We start from the raw sequence: 4801 nt of genomic DNA, 5'->3' as shown, positions 1-4801 counted from the left end.
ATGAAGCATTAATAAATTCAACAATAAATATTTATTAAGTTAAATTTACTTATTGTCAGCACACTGTTAGTTTTACTCTTAAATGCACTGGTCAGATTTGTTTATTTTACTGATTTTCGTTGCAATACAACTTCTAATTAATTCATGAAAAAAACATGCAGCGACAATTAACTCTTTCACCGATTTATTTATTAATCGGGTTAGCCTCCTCGACGGCGTATGCCGGTGGTTTTCAAATTAACGAACATTCTGCGACGGGTCTTGGTCGTGCTTTTGCTGGTGATGCCGTCATTGGTGATAATGCGTCTGTAATCAGCCGCAACGCCGCAGCGATGACGCTGTTTAAACAAAATGCCTTATCGTTCGGTGTCACTTACGTCAAACCTGACGTTACCGTTAAAAATGCGCAATATCATCGAGCTAACATTAATGCGGATGTCAATGTTGGTATGGGTGGTTTTCCTCCGTCCCCTCAAGTTGACATTACCCCGTCCTTCTCTCAAACCGTGACCGACATTGATGACGTCGATGGCGTTGGTCAACCAGCCGTTGTACCCAATTTTTACTTTATTCACCCTATCAACGACGACTGGTATCTAGGCTTATCGGCATACTCCAACTTCGGAACCGACATGGAGTTTAAACCAAACTATGGCGCACCTGTTTTTGGCGGTGTCACCAGCGTAGCGAGTGTCAACCTTGGCGCAAGCTTGGCATACAAGGTGAACGATCGTTTTAGTATCGGTGGTGGTATTGATGTGATTTACGGCTCTGGTGAGCTGTACCGCGATATGGACGTGGGTGTTTGCGTTGGTGGGAACATACTTGGAAACGAACTAGAACAACGTTGCGGAGCCGTAAAAGGCAACGCACTTGATGTGGAAGCTGGCGGCATTGGGCTTGGCGCGAACATTGGCATGATGTACGAGTTTAACGAACGTCATCGCTTGGGTTTGAGCTACAAGCACAGCCCTAACATCGATGCCAAGGGTGACATCCACTTTGCTGGCGAATCGTACGACTCACTTGCTATGCCGCTACCGGATATTGCGGAGTTTTCCGGTTATCACCGCGTCTTACCTAAATTTGCCCTGCACTATTCTGTGCAGTGGATTGGTTGGTCAGCATTTGACAGCTTGAAAGCTGATGATCAGTTGCTAAAAGATTTTCAGTGGCAAGACTCCGCGCACTACTCCATCGGTGCGACTTGGTACGCCAATGAACGTTGGACACTTCGCACGGGTTACATGTTCGACAAAACACCTGTCGATGAGCTGACTTCGCTTTCTATCCCAGATTCGAACCGTCACTGGTTATCTGCGGGTGCCTCTTACCAATGGTCATCAGATACCACGGTTGACATCGGCATGACGTACTTGATTGGTGAAGATGTCAACGTAGAAGAGTACGCGTATGAAGGTGTTCCTGCACCGATGGTAACGGGCGTGACCCATTCAAATGCGTTCCTAATTGGTGCCCAACTCAGCCACCGTTTCTAATTTGTCAGGCAGTGATCAAACCTCTAGGTCATTGCCTTGTAACAACGCTTATCAAAGCGACCGAACAGAGACATTATTATGAACAAAACACTACTTGCTTTTTCACTCTCACTTCTCACTCTAAGCGCGGCTCAGGCTTCGGAATGGGGCTATGGCAATGACAAACACGGGCCAGAACACTGGGGAGAAATCGCCAAAGACTGCGCAACCACGAAAAACCAAAGCCCAATCAACATCGACAACCCAGCCGATGCAAAACTGGAAGCACTGAACCTTTCGTACACTGGTCAGGTCATTGGTTTAACCAACAATGGTCATACGCTGCAAGCGCAAGTGAATGGACGTAATAGCTTCACCATCGATGGCGAGACGTTCGAGCTGCAACAGTTCCATTTCCACACACCTTCAGAAAACCAAATCAAAGGCCGCCAATATCCACTTGAAGCACACTTTGTACACGCCAACGCAGACGGCGAGTTGGCGGTAATTTCGGTGATGTTTGATGCTGGCGATCAAAACGCAGGGCTGTCTAAACTGATCAACGCAATCCCACAAGAGAATCAAACCACGTTCTTTAAAGATACGCTTGAGATTAACGACTTACTGCCAAAAACTGCAAACTACTATCGATTTAACGGCTCTTTAACCACACCACCATGTTCAGAAGGTGTGCGCTGGTTTGTGCTTAAAGACACTCAAACCTTATCCAAAGATCAAGCCGCGAAACTTATGGAAGTCATGGGACAAAACAATCGTCCGCTACAACCGTTAAATGCGCGCGTTGTACTTTCTAACTAATCGCCAAATCCGATAAGGGGCATCGTATTTGCCCCTTATTTTGATTCGCTCTAACCTCACTTCGTTACAGGCCCCCCAATGAAAACTCCATCTGTTCTGTCACTCTTACTCTCACTCGCCCCGACATTCGCCTTCTCTCATAACCTTTCTGTCGGTCAAACCACCCCTTCCGTCAGCATTGATACCGATGGCGAAATGACGCTGCAAGGAGACGATGTGGCTTATCAACCTTGGGCAACTCAGCAGATGTTAGGCAAAATCCGTGTGATACAAGCCATTGCAGGTCGTAGTAAAGCCAAAGAGATGAACGCGCCGCTGATGTCAGCAATCACTGCCGCTCACTTTCCTGAAGATCAGTATCAGACCACAACCGTGATCAACCAAGAAGACGCCATTTGGGGAACCGGTACATTTGTTAAATCGTCGGCAGAGGACAGCAAAAAGACATTCTCTTGGTCTTCCATGGTGTTAGACAAGAATGGCGTATTAGCAACAACTTGGGATCTGCAGCAAGAAAGTTCTGCGATTATCGTACAAAATAAACAAGGTGAAATTTTATTCGTGAAAGAAGGGGCTTTAACTCAAGACGAAGTCACACACGTTATCGAACTGATTAAACAGAATATCTAAACCTAAGGTAAGGAAAAGCTATGAAACTGTTCAACACCATCGCACTCTGTCTTTTAGCGGCTGTAGCCTCTTTCCAATCGGTTGCAGGAGACAACGATTGGGATAAGATTGCAGATAAGACCGTCAGTTTTAAATCGGAAACCGACACAGTCAATCCACTGTCACCATTTGCTAACGCTCGTTTCAGCCACATAAAAATCAAATGTACGCAAGGTACGGTCGATCTGAAAAGCGTTAAAGTAATCATGAAAGATGGTCAGGAAAAGACGTTCGACAGTTTAGGGGTTCTGACTAAAGGCATGTCATCAAGAAGCTTAAGCCTACCAACAAAAGATAACGCGAAGTTAGACAAAATCGAGTTGAACTATGAATCGGTTGGCAGCACTGCGCTGCAAGTCGCGGGGGTGACTAAAAAAGCGCAAGTGGAAATCTTAGGTAAGAAAATCGACGAGTAAGCGATGGCTCAACGAGCTCACCCAAACTAAAAACAGCGGCACTAGGCCGCTGTTTTCATTAAAAAATCGTCATGAATAACTAAATGAATTTCTTCAGCTTCGCCAAACCATAAGCAGCAATGGTGACACAATCTTTGATCGTGCCGTCGATCATCATCTGTTCGAACTCCTCAACAGAAAAAGCGCGAGTGATCAAATCCTCTTCTTCACTGTCGAGTTGATTGCCCACGTCCGTTAAATCAGTGGCGAAGTAGACGTGACATGTCTGATTCAAAAAGCCGTATGCGATAAACTGCGCGCCGACATACACCATAGTGCTCGCCTGCATACCCGTTTCTTCACGCAGCTCGCCTTTGGCAAGCTCAAGATGATCCGCATCTGGGTTTGATTCCCACGCCCCTTGTGGGATCTCCCAACAACGTTGACCTACGGTGTAACGGTACTGCTGAACCAAGTGAATCATCCCGTTATCGATAGCCAGAATCGCAGCACAATCAGGTTTGTCGACCACACCATAGATGCCCTCTGCGCCGCTCGGACGTAAAATTTTGTCCTCACGCACCGTCATCCACTTATTCTGGTAAACGACTTTGCTGTCTAGCTGTTTGATGTCTGACATGGTTATTCCTTGATTTTTCTGAGGGTTACTGCGGAATAATACCCGATTCAGTTACGCCACCAAAATGTTCTTTAGTTCACTCAAAGACTCAACGGTGTAATTTGGTGCGATACGCTCATCAACGCTTGCGCCTGTGGTATTTAACCAGCAAGTTTCAATACCAAAATTATTACCACCCAGAATATCGGAATGCAGGTTGTCACCCACCATCAGTACGCGCGTTTTGCATGGGTTGCCCATTTGCTGCATCGCGTATTCAAAAATACCTAAGTCCGGTTTTGCTACGCCCACTTGTTCAGAGATCACCACTTTATCGAAGTACTCAGTCATCCCTGTGCGCTCAAGGCGAATCGCTTGCAACTCTGTAAAACCGTTGGTGATGATGCCCATTTTAGCTTTGCCTTGCAGCGCTTCCATCAGCTCTTTTGCACCTGGCAACAAGCTGCAAATATCGGCCATTGCTTCTAAAAATGCGCTATTGAGATCTGCTGTTGTGGTATTCAGCTTCTCAGCCCACTCGGTAAAACGCTTATGTTTTAGCTCATCTGCCGTTACTTTGCCGTCTTGGTAATCCACCCAAAGCGGTTTGTTTACGGTTTGGTAATGAGCAAAATCTTGTTCAGTAAAATCTACGCCTTTGCGAGAAAACATAAGCTGCAAACCTTTGAAAGCATCAAAGTGGAATAAGGTTTCGTCAGCGTCAAACAGGATCCAATCGTACTTCATTTTCTTCTTCCCAAAATCAAGGTCGTAATACTGGTGCATAGTCTAGATTGTTTTCTTCTTGAAGATAATCTCTA

General features: G+C 45.8%; 6 protein-coding genes. 4 read left to right on the top strand and 2 right to left on the bottom strand.

What is annotated here, in order from left to right; all coding sequences use genetic code 11:
* Window positions 1–155: 155 nt before the first annotated feature.
* The 4 genes from CAG68_RS15730 (at window position 156) to CAG68_RS15715 (ending at window position 3382) form a co-directional block, all read left to right on the top strand.
* Window positions 156–1499, top strand: a complete 1344-nt coding sequence (locus CAG68_RS15730; protein WP_158173351.1) for an OmpP1/FadL family transporter — start codon at window positions 156–158, stop codon at window positions 1497–1499.
* 78 nt (window positions 1500–1577) lie between these two features.
* The gene (locus tag CAG68_RS15725; RefSeq protein WP_086047558.1) at window positions 1578–2297 is read left to right on the top strand and encodes a carbonic anhydrase; all 720 of its coding nucleotides are present in this window, start codon (window positions 1578–1580) and stop codon (window positions 2295–2297) included.
* A gap of 78 nt (window positions 2298–2375) precedes the next feature.
* A complete protein-coding gene (locus CAG68_RS15720; RefSeq protein ID WP_086047559.1) occupies window positions 2376–2927 on the top strand; it encodes a YtfJ family protein in 552 nt (183 codons plus the stop codon).
* Window positions 2928–2947: 20 nt separating this feature from the next.
* Window positions 2948–3382 carry a hypothetical protein gene (locus tag CAG68_RS15715; protein WP_005480927.1) on the top strand — a complete coding sequence of 145 codons (435 nt, stop codon included), beginning with the start codon at window positions 2948–2950 and terminating at the stop codon, window positions 3380–3382.
* Window positions 3383–3461: 79 nt separating this feature from the next.
* Here the strand turns inward: CAG68_RS15715 and CAG68_RS15710 are convergent, their stop codons facing one another.
* Both CAG68_RS15710 and yjjG read right to left on the bottom strand, forming a co-directional pair.
* Window positions 3462–4001: an NUDIX domain-containing protein gene (locus CAG68_RS15710; protein WP_086047560.1), complete on the bottom strand. Its 540-nt coding sequence runs from the start codon at window positions 3999–4001 to the stop codon at window positions 3462–3464.
* Window positions 4002–4052: 51 nt separating this feature from the next.
* A complete protein-coding gene (gene yjjG / locus CAG68_RS15705) occupies window positions 4053–4727 on the bottom strand; it encodes a pyrimidine 5'-nucleotidase (protein WP_005374109.1) in 675 nt (224 codons plus the stop codon).
* Window positions 4728–4801 lie beyond the last annotated feature (74 nt).

Source organism: Vibrio sp. V42_P2S4T144, from assembly GCF_009904715.1.
Taxonomy (GTDB): domain Bacteria; phylum Pseudomonadota; class Gammaproteobacteria; order Enterobacterales; family Vibrionaceae; genus Vibrio; species Vibrio alginolyticus.
The sequence above is the reverse complement of the archived record's forward strand: the minus strand, read 5'-3'. Positions and strand labels throughout refer to the sequence as shown.